Genomic DNA, 15,530 nt, shown 5'->3' with positions numbered 1-15,530 from the left:
TCGTGAATCTGAGAGGTTTCATGGCCGTATCGGCCCCGATCGGCTCCAGAATTACCAGTTAGCCACCACTTAGCGGGCTACGTGCGCGTAAAAATCGCGCAAAATGGCCGCCAGCTCCACCGGGCTCTCATCAGCCGCGAAGTGGCCCACGCCCGGGATCTCCTTGATCCGTGGCTGGTCGGTACGCAAGGCGAGCTTCATGTAGCTCTCCATCGACGCCGTGGGATCCTCCGTACCACGAATGAAATACACCGGGCCCTTCACCCGCGCCACCGCGTCCGTGCGATCCTCACGGTTCGCCATCGCCCGCTGGATCCACGCCAGGCCCTCATTCGGCAGGGCACGGAAGCGGGCGTCCAACGACGCCCGGACCTCGTCCGATGCATCCGGGCCCACCATCGTGGTCGTCCAGTCCTTTACCGTCTCATAGCCCTGGCCCGCGTCAGCCTTGGCGGCGGCGTCGCGGCGGAAAGCCTTGCGGTCGGCATCATCGGAATTGATGTTCGTGTCCATGAGGGCAAGGCCGGCCACGAGCTCGGGGTACGTGACCGTGAACTCCGCGGCCACCGAGCCGCCCATCGACAACCCGCCGAGCGCGATGCGCTTGATGCCCAGCTCGTCCAGGCGCGCCTTCATCGCGGCCACGAACGTGGCGATGCTCGGCTCGCCCGCCATGAACTCCGCGGTCAGTTCGGATTCCCCGAAGCCCGGGGCATCGAAGGTAAGGATGTCGACGTCGGAAAGCTCGCTGCGCACGGCATTCCACATCGCCGAATCCAACGGCAGTGCATGAAGAAGCACAAGCGGAAGGTCAGACGCTGGCCCAGTTCTACGATATGCAATCATAAAACCACGCTACCACTAGAAGCCCGTGGAGCGGCGCCCTTTCGCCTGCCAGCACGACGTGTGCCAGTGCCGGCGCGCCTCCTGGCCCGCCTGCGGGCCAAACCAGCTGTCCTCCGTCCAGGCCACCACGTGCGATTCCCCCACCATGATGATCCCGTTACACCCCGGGCACACGTACTCCTTGGTGCCCGCGCGGATGGTGTGAACCTTGAACTCCATGCCGTTATCGGCGGTCTCGTAGTGGGTGTAGTTCATCAACCGCTCCGGATCGAGCGGGCGAACCTCACGCTGATACTTGTTCCGCCGCCGGGCCATCAGAACAGCCGATCCTCAGGCCGGTCCACTCCGCGCATCGCGTCATAGTCGAGCACCACGCACTCAATCCCCCGGTCCTCCGCCAGCACCCGCGCCTGTGGACGGATCTCCTGGGCCGCGAAGATGCCGCGGATCGGACGGAGCGTGGAATCGCGCTCGAGCAGCGAAAGGTAGCGGGTCAGTTGCTCCACGCCGTCCACCCCGCCCCGGCGCTTGACTTCCACCGCGATGTGGCGCCCCTGCGCGTCCGTCACCAGCAGGTCCACCGGCCCGATCGCCGTCGGATACTCGCGCCGCACCAGCTGCGTGCCCGCGCCTAGGATCTCGGTCTGCTCGGCGAGCAGGCGCTGCAGGTGTTCCTCTACGCCGTCCTTGAGCAGGCCTGGCTCCACGCCCAAATCGTCCGTGATGTCCTCGTGGATCTCAAAAATGTGGATGACGAGCGCGTCATCCATCTTCGCGTGCTCCACCCGCCACTTTTCGGTAATCCCGCGCTCAGCCTCCGCTGCTTCCGGCTCCTCCACGCGCATCGTGCACGGCGCCGACATCCAATTCAGCGGCTTGTACGACCCGCCATCGGAATGGATAAGCACCGACCCGTCTGACTTGAGCATGACTACCCGCTTGGCGGGCTCAAGGTGGGCATCGAGGCGACCAGAATAATCCACAGAGCATGTCGCAATGACGATTCGCACGAGCTTCCTTTCCGCTAGATGCTCCAGCCTAGCAGAGCGCCCGGCCCGAGCGTCTTGCGCCCGCTACCTCACGACGCTGCCCGGCAATGCAAGCCGCCGCACGACGCCGCCCGCCCGGCTCACCCCTACCCGAGCGTGGGCTCGGCCGAGGGGCGCGAGGAATCCATCCAGGACAGCAGCGCCGCCATCTCCTCCGGACTGGAGGCCACCCGCCGGCTCTCCCCCGCGCTACCTGGTTTGCCGGGCATGAGGACCGTGACCACGGAGATACCCCCGCGCGGGCGCTGCACCTCAAAACTCATCGTGTTGCGCACCCACCGCACCTTCGGCGCCAAGGACAGGGAGCGCGTGGAATACAGGTCAAGGGACTCAGGCCCAAGGATCGCGATCGCGTTGTGCCACGCCCCGTCCTCGCCCCGCACCGACACCTGGATCGAGGCCTCGTGATTGAGCAAGTAGCGAATGCGATACAGGTAGAGGGATGACAGGGCGAGGGCGAGCATCACAAGGATCGCGATGATCCACCAGATGCCGCCCTCGCCCATATCAGCCCGTTCCTATTCCGCACCCAGTTCCTCGAACATCTTGGCGTTGGCCTCGGCGTCGTCGTAATCCTCCACGACCACCGTGATGTCGTCCTGGTCCACGGTCATGAAGCCGTTGCCAACCTTGAAGGACTTCGGCTCCCCATTCTCCACCAGGCGTACCGTGCCCTTGTAGATCACGGCCATGACGGGGGCGTGACCCGGCAGGATACCCATCTCGCCGTTGAATGCGGGCACCACGAGCTCAGAGACCTCACCTTTGTAGAGGCCCCCGGTTCGCGTAACGATCTCTAGCCTCATGACTCGGCCTGAATCTTCGCCCAGGCGCGCTCGATGTCCTCGATGCCGCCGATGTTGAAGAACGCCTGCTCCGGGATGTGATCGTATTCGCCCTCGGTGATGCGACGGAAGGCCTCAACCGTCTCGTCGATCGGCACCGTGGATCCCTCCACGCCCGTAAACTTCACGGCCGTGTAGGTGTTCTGCGAGAGGTACTGCTCGATGCGGCGTGCACGCGCAACGGTGATCTTGTCCTCTTCGGAGAGCTCGTCCACGCCCAGGATCGAAATGATGTCCTGAAGTTCCTTGTTCTTCTGGAGGATGGACTTCACGCGGGTCGCCACGTCGTAATGCGCCTGACCCACGTACTGCGGGTCGAGGATGCGCGACGTCGACGCCAGCGGGTCCACCGCCGGGTACAGGCCGCGCGAGGCGATCTCACGGGAGAGCTCGGTGGTCGCATCCAGGTGGGCGAACGTCGTGGCAGGCGCCGGATCGGTGTAGTCGTCAGCAGGCACGTAAATGGCCTGCAGCGACGTAATCGAGTGGCCGCGCGTGGACGTGATGCGCTCCTGGAGGGCGCCCATCTCATCGGCGAGCGTGGGCTGGTAGCCCACCGCGGACGGCATGCGGCCCAGCAGCGTGGAGACCTCGGAGCCAGCCTGCGTGAAGCGGAAGATGTTGTCGATGAACAGTAGCACGTCCTGGTTCTGCACGTCGCGGAAGTACTCCGCCATCGTCAGACCGGACAGGGCGATGCGCAGACGCACCCCCGGCGGCTCGTCCATCTGGCCGAAGACCAGGGCGGTCTTGTCCAGAACGCCGGCCTCCTCCATCTCCATGATGAGGTCATTGCCCTCGCGAGTGCGCTCGCCGACGCCGGCGAACACGGACACACCGCCGTGATCCTGGGCAACGCGTTGGATCATCTCCTGGATGAGCACGGTCTTGCCCACGCCCGCGCCGCCAAACAGGCCGATCTTGCCGCCCTGCACGTACGGGGTGAGGAGGTCGATCACCTTGATGCCCGTCTGGAACATCTTGGTCTGGCCCTCGAGCTGATCGAAGTTCGGGGCTGTGCGGTGGATCGGCCAGCGTTCGGTGACCTCGAGGGTCTCGCCCTCTTCAAGGTTCAAGCACTCGCCCACCACGTTGAACACGTGGCCCTTGGTCACGTCGCCCACGGGCACCGAGATCGGGGCGCCGGTGTTGCGCACCTTCGCGCCGCGCACCAGGCCGTCGGTGGGCTTCATCGCGATCGTACGCACGATGTTGTCGCCCAGGTGCTGGGCCACCTCGAGCACCATGGTCTTCGTGACCTCGGCGCCGTCCGCCTCGTCCTCGGGCAGGGCGACCTCGACTTCGAGGGCGTAGTTGATTTCAGGAAGGCCATCCGGCGGGAACTCGACGTCCACGACCGCTCCGACCACCTGGATGATGCGGCCATCAGCCAGCTTCTGAGACGTATCTGTCATAGTCATTTCCTTCTTGGCGCTACTTTCCGAGGCTGTCCGCGCCGGAGATAATTTCGGTGATTTCAGTGGTGATCTCTGCCTGGCGAGCATTGTTCGCAAGGCGCGTGTAGTCCTCGATGAGGTTCTGCGCGTTCTCGGTGGCCGCGTGCATCGCCTGTTGGCGCGAGGCCAGCTCCGATGCGGCCGCCATGAGCAGGACCGCGTAGATGCGCTGGTCGATGTACATAGGCAGCAGGGCGTCGAAGAGCTGGCGTGGCGAGGGCTCAAACTCGTACAGCGGCGCCTCTTCGTGAAGCCCGGCTTCGTCGTCGACGACGACGAGCGGCAGCATCCGCCGCACCTCCACGTTCTGCGTGATCATCGACTCGAACCGCGTGTAAACGGTGTGCAGCTCGGCAACTCCGCCCTCCTCCGGTGAGGCGAGGAAGCGGGCGAGGAACTCGCGCGCGATCTCGTGAGCGGTGTCCGCGCTCGGGTTGTCGGACTCCCCCGTCCACGAGCCGGCGAGCTCGACGCCGCGGAACTTGAAGTGCGACACCCCGCGCCGGCCGAAGACGTAGAGCACCGGCTCCTTGCCCTGGGCCTCGAGCTCCTCGCGTAGCCGGTCCGCCTCGCGCAGCACCGATGCCGAGTAGGCGCCGGCCATGCCGCGATCGGAGGTGACCACGAAGACGAGGACCCGGTTCGTGTCGGTACGCTCGTTGAGCATCGGGTGGCTCTCGTCAGCGTGTGCGGCAACCGCCGCGATCGACTTGGTCAGGGCCTGCGTATAGGGATCTTGGCCGAGCGCGCGCTTGCGCGCCCTGCCCACGCGAGAAGCCGCAATGAGCTCCATCGCGGAGAAGACCTTTTCGAGCGTCTCGGTCGCCCTGATCTTCTGCTTGTAGATACGCTGTTCGCCGGCCACTACTAACCCCTCTTGGACCGAACGATCTGCTCCTGCGACTTCTGGGCAGGATCGACCTGGTCGGTCGGCAGCTCGTGGGTCTCATAGGCGGAGGTGAAGGAGTCAAGGAACTTGGCGGTGGCCGCCTTCAGCTCCTCCTCCGTCTCGGGCTCCAGCTTGCCGGTCTCGAGGATGGTCTGCAGCACGTTCGTGTTGTGGCGCAGGTAGTCGAGGTAGCCCGATTCGAACTTGTGCACGTCCTTGAGCTCGATCGTGTCGAGGTAACCGTTGGTGCCGGCCCACACGGACGCCACCTGGTCCTCGACCGCGTACGGGGTGTACTGCGGCTGCTTGAGTAGCTCCATGAGGCGCTCGCCGCGGGTGAGCTGGCGTCGGGTGGTCGCGTCAAGATCGGAGGCGAACATCGCGAACGCCGCCTGGGCGCGGTACTGCGCCAGCGTGATCTTCAGCGTGCCGGCTACCTTCTTCATCGCCTTGATCTGCGCGTCACCGCCCACGCGGGACACGGAGATGCCGACGTCGACAGCGGGGCGCTGGTTGGCGTTGAACAGATCCGACTGGAGGAAGATCTGCCCGTCCGTGATCGAGATGACGTTGGTGGGGATGTAGGCCGAGACGTCGTTGGCCTTTGTCTCGATGATCGGCAGGCCCGTCATCGAGCCGGCACCGAGCTCGTCGGAGAGCTTCGCACAGCGCTCGAGGAGGCGGGAGTGCAGGTAGAACACGTCGCCCGGGTAGGCCTCACGCCCCGGCGGGCGGCGCAGCAGGAGGGACAGCGAGCGGTAGGCCTCTGCCTGCTTCGACAGGTCGTCAAAGATGATGAGCACGTGCTTGCCCTGGTACATCCAGTGCTGGCCGATGGCTGAGCCGGTGTAGGGGGCGAGGTACTTGAAGCCCGCCGAGTCGGAGGCGGGCGCGGCCACGATCGTGGTGTATTCGAGCGCGCCGTTGGCTTCGAGCGTGGCCCGCACAGAAGCGATGGTGGAGCCCTTCTGGCCCACCGCCACGTAGATGCAGCGCACCTGCTTGGTCGGATCGCCCGACTCCCAGTTCGCCTTCTGGTTGAGTACGGCGTCGATCGCCAGGGCGGTCTTGCCCGTCTTGCGGTCGCCAATGATGAGCTGGCGCTGGCCGCGCCCGATCGGGATCATTGCGTCAATCGCCTTGAGGCCGGTCTGCAGCGGCTCGTGGACCGACTTACGCATCATGACGCCCGGGGCCTGCAGCTCGAGCGCGCGGCGCCCGTCGAGGTCCGTGATCTCGCCCAGACCGTCGATCGGCTTACCAAGCGGATCGACAACGCGGCCGAGGTAGCCATCGCCCACGGGGACGGAAAGAACTTCCCCGGTGCGACGCACCTCCATGCCCTCGCGGATACCCTCGAATTCACCGAGGACGACGACGCCGATCTCTTCCTCTTCCAGGTTCATCGCCAAGCCGAGGGTGTCATCCTCGAACTGCAAAAGCTCATTCGCCATAGCGCCCGGCAGCCCGTCCACGCGGGCAATGCCGTCGGCCGTCAGGGTGACGTGGCCGACTTCCTCGCTGGCCGCTTTCGGAGGCTCATACGAACTCACAAAGCTGTCCAACGCAGCCCGGATTTCCTCCGGCTTGATCAGTTCAGCCATTTATCTTCCTTCGCTCGCTTGCGGCTAGGCCGCTTTTCAAAATCAGTTGGTAAATGCCCCTCGAACCGAGTCGAGTCGGCTGGCGATAGTGCCATCGATGATGTCATCCCCCACGTAGATCCGCAGGCCTCCGATGACTTCCGTGTCAATGGAAACGTGGATCTTGACCGGCGTGCCGTACTTGGCGCTGAGGATGCGTGCCAGGCGCTCCTCCTGCTCGCGCGTGAGCGGCAGGGCGCTGGTCACCGCGGCCACCATGTGCTCGTCCAGGCGCGCGGCTGCGAACGTGTAGCGGCGCAGCAGGCCCGGGATCGTGTGGTGTTCGCGCGCGATCGAGCGCCGGATGAGCGCCACGGTCCACGGCTGGAGGTTGTGGAACAGCTGCTCGGCGAACCGGTGGCGGGCCTCCGGGGACAGGTTCGGCGTGGTGAAGGCAAGGCGCAGATCGCGGTTATCCGAGTAGAGGCGCATCGTCTGGTAGAGCTCCTCTTCCACGGTGGACAGCACGCCCTCGCGGCGGGCGCCCAGCAGGATCGTGTCAACCCCGAGCGCTTCGATGGCTCGCTGCAGGTCATCCCGCTGGGACCACTCCTCGCGCACGAGTCCCTCCACGAGCTCGGCCGCTCCGTCGCTCACGCGCCCGCCGAACACGTCGCGTGCGAGCTTCGCACGCGCCTGCGCGTCCCGCGATCCGCCCTCGAGTGCGTTGGTGAGCGCCGTGGAGACCTTGATGACATCCACGATGGAGAACATCTGGAGGGCCAGTTCGATCTCCTTGCCCACCTGGGTGGCGACGAACGGCTCCCACCGCTCCCGCGCCCGGTCGAGCGCGCCTTGACTTGCTGCACGCATCCTAGGACTCCGCCTCCGTCAGCTCCGGGGTCATCGTCTCAAGATCATCCATGAAGCGATCGATGACACGGCGGGCGAGCGCCTCATCAGCAATCGCTTCGCCCACAATGCGGCCGGCCAGCTCCGTGGCCAGCACGCCCACCTCTGCCTGGAGAGAGCGCTGGGCTGCCTCCGAGTCAGCGTCGATACGGCGCTGGGCGCTAGTGATCAGGCCGTCGGCCTCGCTGCGGGCCTTGGCCTGGGCCTCGGCGATGATCGCCTTCGCGTTGTCCTGGGCGTTCTCGCGGATGCCCGTGGCCTCACGCTGGGCCTCGCGGATCTCCTCCGCGAGCTTAGCCTGCTGGTCGGCAACCTCGGCGCGCGCGACCTCAGCGGCCTTCAGGCCCTCCTCGATCTTCTCCGCGCGCTCGTCAAGCATCGCGACGAACGACGGCCAGGCGAACTTGTAGACCGCCACAGCCACGAGGATGAACGCCAGCGTGCCCCAGAGGAGTTCCGACGGTGCAGGAAAGAGCAGGTTGTAGTCGCCGCCCTCTGCAAGAATCGTCTCACGCATTCTTATGCACCGAAGACGAGGCCAGCACCGAAGCCAATCAGGCCCAGGGCCTCCGCAAACGCGATCGAAAGGAACATGTTGACGCGGAGGATACCCGCGATCTCCGGCTGACGAGCCGTTGCTTCCTGGTTCTTGGCGCCGATCATGCCGATGCCGATAGACGGGCCGAGGGTAGCAAGACCGTAACCGATGGTGGCGATGTTTCCGATCATTGTTTTCTTTCCTTTTGTTGAGTGGGTATCAGTGTTCTGAAATGGACAGGGAAATGTAGGAGGCCGTCAGCATCGCGAAGATGTAGGCCTGCAGTGCCGCGACGAAAATCTCGAAGCACATGAACGCGAGTGCGCCGATGAAGGTCACCGTACCGGTGGCCACGCCGAGCGCGCCCGACAGCGTGAAGTAGAGGAAGTGCGTACCGGCAAAGCACAGGGCGAGGATGAGGTGGCCCGCCACGAGGTTCATGAGGAGTCGCAGGGTGAGCGTAGCCGGGCGTAGCACGAAGGTGGAGAGGAACTCGATCGGCGTCATGATGAAATAGATCGGCCACGGCACGCCCGGCGGGAAGAGCTGCTCCTTGAAGAAGCGCAGGCCCCCGCGGGCCTTGACGCCGGCCGCGATGAAGCCCACGTAGGAGAAGATCGCGAAGATGAGAGGCATGCCGATCAGCGACGTTCCGGCGATCTGCAGGCCGGGCACCACGCCGGTGATGTTCATGAAGAAGATGCCCAAGAAGATGGTCATGATCAGGGGCTGGTACTGGTGGGCGCGTTCCTTGCCGAGGATCTCCTCGCCAATTTGCACCTTGGAAAAGTCAAGGAGGGATTCGACGGCGGCCAGGCGGCGGTTGGGGACGAGCCTGCGGTTGCGCGCGTACCAGATGAGGATGAAGGCCAGCACCAGGGCGGCGATCATGCGCACCATGATGATGCGGTTCATCTCAAAGATCGTGCCTTCGAAGAAAAGCGCCGGCGGGTTGAATTCGTGCTCGAGCGTAGGCGGAACGAAGCTCTCACCCTCCCCCGTGAGGAAGATGGGTAGCGTTGCAAGCGCGTAAAGATTCACAGTGCGTTCAAACCCCAACTAGTGCGATGTCCTCATGTGCGTCGATGCTGACACGACCTCAAAAAACACTCTACCTGAGTATTTTCCTTGCTTCCAAGGTAACCCATGACCCCCTGGTCTCGCTCGGAGATTTTTGTGACTTATGCCCGTCTCGTGGCGCGTGCCTGACCGGTGGTTTTCCGCTACCCCTGCCCCACGTGTGGGCCGGCCCTGCGGAGGGCAAGGACGGAGTAAACGAGGAGGGAGGCAAGGAGGGCGAGGGCGAAGACGCCGACGACCACGCGCAGGTTCAGCCCCGAACCCCGCAACGCAAGCAAGGCCACCCCGAAGGCCGCCATCTTCACCACGTACGCCCCAACCATCGCCGCACCCTGCGCGTCGGCGAAATAGCGCGCGGCAAGCGCGCTCGCGCTGAGCGTCACGAGGTTGATGAGCACCGCGATCCCGCCGCCGGCCAAGATGGACAGGCGCTCGGCCGGGACGAGGAGCGCGGCGATCACGGTCACGACGCCGACCAGGGCCGCCGCGCCCAGCGTGGCCCGAGCGATCAGCCCGGCCGCCGTGTACGACTCGCCCGGCCTACGCCGCACGGCGCTTTCCGAACTTCTGCCAAGTCACCGCAGTGCCGGCGAAGATCGTGAGCGCCGCGCCCGCCAGCACGCGCGGGCCGGGATAGACCGTGTAGGCGACGGCGGAGAAGGAGGCGATCGCGGTCCACATGTACAAGATGAGCACGGCCACGGTGTGGGAGTGGCCCCGGCGCAGGAGGCGGTGGTGGAGGTGGCCGGCGTCGGCGGAGAAGGGCGAACGCCCCTGGCGCACGCGGCGGAACACGGCCCACGTGAGGTCAATGAGCGGAATGAGGAGCACGAGCAGGGGGATGACGAGCGGCATGAATGCCGGCAGGGCCTGGCGGGCGCCCACCGTGGCCGGGTCGATCTGACCCGTAACCAGGATCGTGGCGCCCGCGAGCACGGTACCGAGCATGAGTGCGCCCGAATCACCCATGAAGATCCTCGCCGGGTGGAAGTTGTGCGGCAGGAAGCCCACGCAACTGCCCACGAGAGCCGCGAGCACGGTCGTCGCCACGGAGGTGTAGTCACCGGGCGAGACCTCTCGGGTGAGGTAGTAGGCGTAGATGAAGAAGGCGAACGCCGCGATGCCGACCACCCCGGCCGCCAGCCCGTCCAGGCCGTCCACGAAGTTCACGGCATTGGCCACCACGACCACCGCGATGATTGTGGCAAACAGGGTCAGGCGCGTGGAGCCCACGGTCAGTCCCAAAAGCGGCACCGTCACCAGCTGCACGCCCTGCCACGCCATCACACCGGCCGCCAGGATCTCACCGGCGAACTTCGAATACCAGGTCAGCTCCCACACGTCGTCGATCGCGCCCAGGACGCACATGATTGCCCCGCCCCACAGGATCGCCCACACCCCCGTGCTCGGCGCGAACACCTCACGCAGGTAGGGGATCTGGCTGGCGAGCGCGAGCGCCCCCACGAGCCCGGCAAACATCGCCACACCGCCCAGACGGGCGATCGGGGTGGAGTGGACGTCACGCTCGCGGATCTGGGTTATCGCGCCTGTGGCGAGCGCGATGCGCAACACCAGCGGCACCAGCAGGTAGGTGAGGGCCGCGGCGAGGACGAGGATGAGGAGGTAGGTTCTCACGCCAGCGCCTGCCACACGGCGTCGGCGCTGATCGCGCCTTGACGCAAAATTGTCGGCTCGCCAACCACGCTGACGATCGTGGAGGCCACTCCCCCGGCCGACGGGCCGCCGTCGAGGTAAAGGGAGACCGCGCCGCCGAGCTGGTCCATCGCCGCCTCCACCGCAGTGGCGGGCGGCTGGCCGTGCTGGTTGGCGCTCGTCACCGCGAGCGGGCCCACCGCGCGAAGGAGCGCAAGCGTGGTATCCGAATCGGGCATGCGCAGCGCCACGGTCCCGTTCGTCTCGCCCAGGTCCCAGCCAATCGAGGCGCGCGCGGGCACCACGATTGTCATCGCTCCCGGCCAGAAGGCCTCCATGAGCGCCCGGGCCGCCGGCGAGATCTCCTCGCTCAGCTCCTCGGCCTGTCCCTCGGCCACGAGCACGGGCGGCGGGTTGGCGCGCGTGCGGGACTTGGCTGTCAGCAGCCGGGTGACGGCGTCGGTGTTAAAGGGATCGGCGCCGATGCCGTAAACCGTGTCGGTGGGCAGGCAGATAACTTCCCCGCGCGCAATCGCCGCGCTGGCCAGTGCAATGGCGCGCTGGTCGCTCGCCGGTACTTTCATTGGCGTTCCTTTCGTGCGCGCAGCCACCGGTCCCGGCCGGCCAGGTCACGCCCGGTGGTGACGTCCACGAAGCCGCACTCGGTGGCGGCCGCGCGGAGGGCCTCGCCCTGCTCGTCTCCATGTTCCATGATGAGGATACCCCCACCTCGCAGGAGGAGGTGGGCGCGCGCCACCAACTGCCGGGGCAGATCCAGCCCGTCCGTCCCGCCGCCAAACAGCGCGAGCTCCGGGTCTTGGCGCACCTCCGGCGACAGCTCGTGCCACGGCGCCACGTAGGGAGGGTTGCTCACGACGACGTCGATGCGGCCCGCGTACTCCTCCAGCTCCTCAAGCGCGTCGCCCTGGACGAGGCTGACAAGGCCGCCGTAGCGGGCGTTGTTGAGGGCGGCGGAGGCGAAGGTATCGGCAGAGCGCTCAACCGCGAGCACGCGGGCGTTCGATTCGGTGGCGATCGAGATCGCGATCGCGCCCGAGCCAGTGCACAGGTCCGCCACCAGCGGATCCGGCAACGCTCGGATGTCGGCCAGCGCGGCCTCGACCACCGACTCGGTCTCAGGCCGCACGATGAACACCCCCGGCCGCGCCTCGAGCTCAAGGTAGCGGAAATACATCGTACCCTCCAGGTGCTGGAGCGGCACGCGGCGGGCGCGGGCGGCCACGAGCTCCTCGTAGCGGGCCAGCTCCTGCGGGGATGGCGTCCCCTGCACTCGCTCCCCTGCAACGAGCTGGGCGAGTAGGCGGGCGTCGGCCTCCGGGGAGGGCACGCCCACGGCGGTCAGCTCAGCGCACGCCCGGGCGATCGCCTGCGCCCACATTTACTGGGCCTCGGCTTCGTCGGCTGCCGCCTGGAGGCGCTCCTCCTCGTCCTTTTCGCGCAGGGAGGTGATGACGTCGTCGAGGTGGCCGGCGAGCACCTGATCGAGGTTGTGAGCCTTGAATCCCGTGCGGTGATCGGCGATCCGGTTCTCGGGGAAGTTGTACGTGCGCACACGCTCGGAGCGGTCCACGGTGCGCACCTGCGAGCGGCGCTGATCGGCCTCCTTGGCCGCCAGCTCCTCCATCTGGGCTTGGCGCAGCCGTGCCAGAAGCACGCGCATGGCCGCCTCACGGTTCTTGATCTGTGACTTCTCATCCTGCATCGACACGGTGATGCCCGTGGGCAGGTGGGTGATGCGCACGGCCGAATCCGTGGTGTTGACCGACTGGCCGCCCGGGCCCGAGGAGCGGTAGACATCGATGCGCAGATCGTTATCGTTGATCTGCACTTCCTCCGGCTCGTCCACCTCGGCAAACACGAGGACGCCGGCGGCGGAGGTGTGCACGCGGCCCTGCGACTCCGTGACCGGCACGCGCTGGACGCGGTGCACGCCCGCCTCATACTTCAGGTGCGCCCACACGCCGTCGGACGGATCCTCCGGCACATTCTTGGCCTTGATCGCCACCTGGACGTCCTTGTACCCGCCCATGTCCGTGTCGGTGTGCGACAGGATCTGGGTGGACCAGCCCTTCGACTCGGCATAGCGCTGGTACATGCGCAGCAGGTCGGAGGCGAACAGCGCGGACTCCTCGCCGCCCTCGCCCGCCTTGACCTCGAGGATGACGTCTCGGCCGTCGTCGGGATCGCGCGGCAACAGCGCGTCACGCAACGAATCGGCCGCGTCGTCCACCTCGGCCTGCAGACGCGGCAACTCCGCGGCGAACAGTTCCCCGTCCTCTCCGCCGAGCTCCACGATCTCCTTCGCCTCGCTCAGATCCGTGGAGGCGGCCAGCCAGTGCTCGTAGCGCGTCACCACACGCCGCAGCTCGGCGTAGCGCCGGCCCAGCTTACGTAGCTTCTCCGGCTTGGCCAGCACTTCGGGGGACGCCATCTGCTTTTCAATGTCCGCATACTCTTCGGCCGCGGCCTGCGCGGCAGGGAACTCACTCATGAACCTAATCTCTCAACATAAAAGCCAACGCCGGTACAGATAACACTGTACCGGCGTTGTAAAGCCCAGTTACTTGGTGCGCTTGCCGTAGCGAGCCTCGAAGCGGGCCACGCGGCCGCCGGTGTCGAGGATCTTCTGCTTGCCCGTGTAGAACGGGTGGCAGGCGCTGCACACTTCAACGCGCAACGAACCGCCCGGAAGCGTGGACCGAGTCTCGAATTCGTTGCCGCAGGTGCAGGTGACGTGAATGTCGTGGTAATCGGGGTGGATACCCTGCTTCATTTCTTTCTCCTTGGATCGTTTGATGCCCTGGGTCCGGCGAGCCGGTGAACCAGAAGCCGACGGTCAATTTAACCACAGCACGCAAGGGATTGGGTAGCGGCCGGCGGTGCCCCGTTGGTCACACCGCCGGCCCCACTCCTAGTCCGCGTTCTGCATACCCCGCACCACCGACATGAGGAACTCAGCGTTCGACTCGGTCTTGCGCATGCGGCCCAGCACGTAGTCCGAGGCCTCCTGCAGTTCGAGGGTGCCCAGCGCGCGGCGCAGGTGCCACACGATCTTGAGCTCCTCAGGGCTGAACAGCAGCTCCTCGCGGCGCGTACCGGAAGCGTTGAGGTCCACGGCCGGGAAGATACGGCGGTCGGCCAGCTGGCGCGAGAGGCGCAGCTCCATGTTGCCCGTGCCCTTGAACTCCTCGAAGATGACCTCGTCCATCTTCGAGCCCGTCTCCACCAGCGCCGAGGCGATGATGGTGAGCGAGCCGCCGTTTTCGATGTTGCGCGCCGCGCCGAAGAACTTCTTGGGCGGGTAGAGCGCGCCGGCGTCCACACCACCCGACAGGATACGGCCCGACGCCGGGGCGGCCAGGTTGTAGGCGCGCCCGAGGCGGGTGAGGGAATCGAGGAGGATGACAACGTCCTGGCCGAGCTCGACCAGGCGCTTGGCGCGCTCCACCGCCAGCTCGGCCACGATCGTGTGGTCGGAGGCCGGGCGATCGAAGGTGGAAGCAATGACCTCGCCCTTGACCAGGCGCTGCATGTCCGTCACTTCCTCGGGGCGCTCGTCCACGAGCACCACCATGAGGTGAACGTCCGGGTTGTTGTTCGCGATCGCCATCGCGATCTGCTGCATGACCACGGTCTTACCCGCCTTCGGCGGGGAGACGATGAGGCCACGCTGGCCCTTACCGATCGGGGCCACGAGATCGATGACGCGGGTGGTCAGCGCCTTCTGCGTGGTCTCCATCCGCAGCATTTCGTTCGGGTAGAGCGGGGTGAGCTTGTTGAACTCGGGCCGCTCGCGCGCCTCGTCCGGGGCCATGCCGTTGATGGCGGTGACCTCCACCAAGGGGTTGAACTTGTGCTGGCGGCCGCGGCGATTACCCGCCGCCGACGCGTCGCGCACTGCGCCCTGGATCGCGTCGCCTCGGCGCAGGCCGTAACGGCGGATCATCTGGGTGGAGACGTAGGCGTCATTCTTGCCGGGCAGGTAGCCGCCCGTGCGCAGGTAGTTGTTGTTGCCGTCGATGTCGAGGATGCCGGCCACCGGGATGAGCACGTCACCCGACTCGATGTCGTCCTCGCGCTCGGTGCGATCCTGGTCGCGGTCGCGGTTCCGATCGTTGCGATCATTGCGATCATTGTGGTTATTACGGTCGCCCCGCTCAGAACGCTCGCCCCGGTCGTTTCGGTCATTGCGATCGCCGCGGTTGCGGTTGCGGCTGCGCTGACGGCGGCCGCGGCGACCACGCGAGTCGTCGTCCGCGTTTTCCTCGGCACGACGCTCGGCGGCATCGCCCAGCGCGTCGAGCGCCGCCTTCTTCTCGTCCTGGCTCAGCTCCTTCGCCGGCCGGCCCTTGACCGGCGGCAGGTCGAGCCGGGCACTCGGATCGCCGTGCTGGTTGACCGCCTGCGAATCAGCAGGCTGGGTCTTGTCACGACGCGCGGGCCGCTCGGCGCTCTTCTCCGCCGGCTTCTCGGCACCTGCCGGCTTCTCGGCCGCGTCCTTCTTCGCGGGCGCCTGGCCGGAGCGCGCCTCACGGATGGCAGAAATGTAGTCGTTGCGGCGGGACTTGGCCGGCAACGAAAGGCCCATGGAGGCCGCCAACTCTTGCAGGTCGGCAAGGCGCATCGTCGAAATGGGGCCTGTGGGTGGCGTTGGATT

General features: G+C 66.1%; 19 protein-coding genes. All 19 read right to left on the bottom strand.

What is annotated here, in order from left to right; translation table 11 throughout:
- Window positions 1-69 precede the first annotated feature (69 nt).
- The 19 genes from HMPREF3174_RS03395 to rho all read right to left on the bottom strand — a co-directional run bounded on the left by HMPREF3174_RS03395 (window position 70) and on the right by rho (window position 15,497).
- Window positions 70-801 (bottom strand): alpha/beta fold hydrolase, encoded by a 732-nt coding sequence (locus tag HMPREF3174_RS03395; RefSeq protein WP_160326868.1) that lies wholly within the window; start codon window positions 799-801, stop codon window positions 70-72.
- A 60-nt stretch (window positions 802-861) separates the two neighbouring features.
- Window positions 862-1,161, bottom strand: coding sequence for an ATP/GTP-binding protein (locus tag HMPREF3174_RS03390; protein ID WP_068538690.1), 300 nt, complete (start codon window positions 1,159-1,161; stop codon window positions 862-864).
- Window positions 1,161-1,856, bottom strand: a complete 696-nt coding sequence (gene nucS, locus HMPREF3174_RS03385; protein WP_062613456.1) for an endonuclease NucS — start codon at window positions 1,854-1,856, stop codon at window positions 1,161-1,163. The genes HMPREF3174_RS03390 and nucS overlap by 1 nt, the downstream gene beginning before the upstream one ends.
- A 125-nt stretch (window positions 1,857-1,981) precedes the next feature.
- On the bottom strand, window positions 1,982-2,401 hold the full coding sequence (locus HMPREF3174_RS03380) for a DUF2550 family protein (protein ID WP_062613455.1): 420 nt from the start codon (window positions 2,399-2,401) through the stop codon (window positions 1,982-1,984).
- Between the two features lie 12 nt (window positions 2,402-2,413).
- Window positions 2,414-2,701: a F0F1 ATP synthase subunit delta/epsilon gene (locus tag HMPREF3174_RS03375; RefSeq protein WP_062613454.1), complete on the bottom strand. Its 288-nt coding sequence runs from the start codon at window positions 2,699-2,701 to the stop codon at window positions 2,414-2,416.
- Complete coding sequence (gene atpD / locus HMPREF3174_RS03370) at window positions 2,698-4,161, bottom strand: F0F1 ATP synthase subunit beta (RefSeq protein WP_062613453.1); 1,464 nt, start codon at window positions 4,159-4,161, stop codon at window positions 2,698-2,700. The genes HMPREF3174_RS03375 and atpD overlap by 4 nt, the downstream gene beginning before the upstream one ends.
- Before the next feature lie 13 nt (window positions 4,162-4,174).
- Window positions 4,175-5,062: a F0F1 ATP synthase subunit gamma gene (locus tag HMPREF3174_RS03365; protein ID WP_068538689.1), complete on the bottom strand. Its 888-nt coding sequence runs from the start codon at window positions 5,060-5,062 to the stop codon at window positions 4,175-4,177.
- Window positions 5,063-5,064: 2 nt separating this feature from the next.
- The gene (gene atpA, locus HMPREF3174_RS03360; RefSeq protein ID WP_062613451.1) at window positions 5,065-6,690 is read right to left on the bottom strand and encodes a F0F1 ATP synthase subunit alpha; all 1,626 of its coding nucleotides are present in this window, start codon (window positions 6,688-6,690) and stop codon (window positions 5,065-5,067) included.
- A 42-nt stretch (window positions 6,691-6,732) separates the two neighbouring features.
- Window positions 6,733-7,542, bottom strand: a complete 810-nt coding sequence (locus HMPREF3174_RS03355; protein WP_070446427.1) for a F0F1 ATP synthase subunit delta — start codon at window positions 7,540-7,542, stop codon at window positions 6,733-6,735.
- A gap of 1 nt (window position 7,543) precedes the next feature.
- Window positions 7,544-8,098, bottom strand: a complete 555-nt coding sequence (atpF, locus tag HMPREF3174_RS03350) for a F0F1 ATP synthase subunit B (RefSeq protein ID WP_070447868.1) — start codon at window positions 8,096-8,098, stop codon at window positions 7,544-7,546.
- A gap of 2 nt (window positions 8,099-8,100) precedes the next feature.
- Complete coding sequence (atpE, locus tag HMPREF3174_RS03345; protein ID WP_062613448.1) at window positions 8,101-8,310, bottom strand: ATP synthase F0 subunit C; 210 nt, start codon at window positions 8,308-8,310, stop codon at window positions 8,101-8,103.
- A gap of 28 nt (window positions 8,311-8,338) precedes the next feature.
- A complete protein-coding gene (gene atpB, locus HMPREF3174_RS03340) occupies window positions 8,339-9,160 on the bottom strand; it encodes a F0F1 ATP synthase subunit A (protein ID WP_062613447.1) in 822 nt (273 codons plus the stop codon).
- 182 nt (window positions 9,161-9,342) lie between these two features.
- Window positions 9,343-9,750: a hypothetical protein gene (locus tag HMPREF3174_RS03335; RefSeq protein ID WP_062613446.1), complete on the bottom strand. Its 408-nt coding sequence runs from the start codon at window positions 9,748-9,750 to the stop codon at window positions 9,343-9,345.
- Window positions 9,740-10,834: an MraY family glycosyltransferase gene (locus HMPREF3174_RS03330; protein WP_082661164.1), complete on the bottom strand. Its 1,095-nt coding sequence runs from the start codon at window positions 10,832-10,834 to the stop codon at window positions 9,740-9,742. Before HMPREF3174_RS03330 ends, HMPREF3174_RS03335 begins: the two co-directional genes overlap by 11 nt.
- A complete protein-coding gene (locus HMPREF3174_RS03325; RefSeq protein WP_062613445.1) occupies window positions 10,831-11,436 on the bottom strand; it encodes an L-threonylcarbamoyladenylate synthase in 606 nt (201 codons plus the stop codon). The genes HMPREF3174_RS03330 and HMPREF3174_RS03325 overlap by 4 nt, the downstream gene beginning before the upstream one ends.
- On the bottom strand, window positions 11,433-12,251 hold the full coding sequence (gene prmC / locus HMPREF3174_RS03320; protein ID WP_068538684.1) for a peptide chain release factor N(5)-glutamine methyltransferase: 819 nt from the start codon (window positions 12,249-12,251) through the stop codon (window positions 11,433-11,435). The genes HMPREF3174_RS03325 and prmC overlap by 4 nt, the downstream gene beginning before the upstream one ends.
- Window positions 12,252-13,364 (bottom strand): peptide chain release factor 1, encoded by a 1,113-nt coding sequence (gene prfA, locus HMPREF3174_RS03315; RefSeq protein WP_062613443.1) that lies wholly within the window; start codon window positions 13,362-13,364, stop codon window positions 12,252-12,254. It lies immediately after the preceding gene.
- Between the two features lie 69 nt (window positions 13,365-13,433).
- Entirely contained in the window at window positions 13,434-13,646 is a 213-nt protein-coding gene (gene rpmE, locus HMPREF3174_RS03310) for a 50S ribosomal protein L31 (RefSeq protein WP_062613442.1), read from the bottom strand.
- Between the two features lie 138 nt (window positions 13,647-13,784).
- The gene (gene rho, locus HMPREF3174_RS03305; protein ID WP_068538683.1) at window positions 13,785-15,497 is read right to left on the bottom strand and encodes a transcription termination factor Rho; all 1,713 of its coding nucleotides are present in this window, start codon (window positions 15,495-15,497) and stop codon (window positions 13,785-13,787) included.
- Window positions 15,498-15,530 lie beyond the last annotated feature (33 nt).

Origin of the sequence: Trueperella sp. HMSC08H06 (assembly GCF_001808465.1) — a bacterium.
GTDB lineage: Bacteria > Actinomycetota > Actinomycetes > Actinomycetales > Actinomycetaceae > Trueperella > Trueperella bernardiae.
This window is presented reverse-complemented; position numbering and strand designations above follow the sequence as displayed.